General features: G+C 66.6%; 1 protein-coding gene. It reads left to right on the top strand.

The genetic code is table 11. The annotated features are described in order from the left end of the window. Positions 1-216: 216 nt before the first annotated feature. Positions 217-1,316, top strand: a 1,100-nt coding sequence (locus ETD85_RS62330; RefSeq protein ID WP_138699099.1) for a cytochrome P450, incomplete at its 3' end; no start/stop codon positions are given.

Below are 1,316 nucleotides of genomic sequence, written 5' to 3'. Positions count from 1 at the left end.
GCCCACAACAGCCCCGCTCCGTCGAAGCGTCACCCGCCGAACTGCGCAAGTAGTAACGTCCGGCGCACAGCTCTGCCCGTCCCAGCCCAACGCGATCGCCTCGGCCGTGCCCTCCCGCCCCTCACCTCACAGGCCGCTCCTTGACGACCGTACAGGGACGTAATAGAACACGTTTCAGTAGGTTAAACCAAGCGCTTGATCAAGAGGGTGGGCCCAGTGCAGATCGACCTCATCGACAGGGACCTCTACGCGACTGCTGGACCACCGCACGATCAGCTGGCCTGGCTCCGAGCCAACTCCCCCATCTACTGGCACCAGGGCGAACCGGGTTTTTGGGCCGTCACCGGATACGAGGATGTCGTGCACGTATCGCGGCACTCCGACTTGTTCTCCTCCTCCAAGAAGCTCGCCTTGTTCGATGAGCTGCCGGAGGACCAGATCGCGCTCCAGCGCCTCATGATGCTCAACCAGGACCCACCAGAGCACACGAGGCGGCGCTCGCTGGTCAACCGGGGCTTCACCCCGCGCACGATCGGCGCCCTCGAACAACACATCCGCGACATCTGTGACGACCTCCTCGACAAATGCTCGGGCGAGGTCGACTTCGTCACCGAAGTCGCCGCCCCCTTGCCCCTCTACGTGATCTGCGAGCTCCTCGGCGCGCCCGTGACCGACCGCGACAAGGTGTTCTCCTGGTCGAACCGCATGATCGGCGCACAGGACCCCGACTACGCCGCCTCCCCCGAAGAAGGCTCCGCCGCCGCCATGGAGGTCTACGCGTACGCCAACCAGCTCGCGGCGCAACGCCGGTCGAACCCGAGGGACGACATCGTCACCAGGCTGATCCAGCCCGACGAGCACGGTGAGACTCTCGACGAGAACGAGTTCGACCTCTTCGTCCTCCTGCTGGTGGTGGCGGGGAACGAGACCACCCGGAACGCGGCCTCCGGCGGCATGCTCGCCCTCTTCGAGCACCCCGACCAGTGGGACCGCCTCGTCGCGGACCCCACCCTGGCCAAGACCGCCGCCGACGAGATCGTCCGCTGGGTCTCACCCGTCAACCTGTTCCGTCGCACCTCGACGGCCGACCAGGTCCTGGGCGGGCAGCCGATCAAGGCCGAGGACAAGGTCGTGGTCTTCTACTCCTCCGCCAACCGCGACGCCACGGTCTTCCCCGACGCCGGGGTTTTCGACATCACCCGCGACCCCAACCCCCACATCGGCTTCGGCGGCGGCGGTGCCCACTTCTGCCTCGGCAACCACCTCGCCAAGCTGGAGTTGCGCATCCTGTTCGAGCAGTTGGCCCGCCGCCGCCC

The sequence above is a fragment of the Nonomuraea zeae genome, assembly GCF_005889725.1.
Classification (GTDB): domain Bacteria; phylum Actinomycetota; class Actinomycetes; order Streptosporangiales; family Streptosporangiaceae; genus Nonomuraea; species Nonomuraea zeae.
The sequence above is the reverse complement of the archived record's forward strand: the minus strand, read 5'-3'. Positions and strand labels throughout refer to the sequence as shown.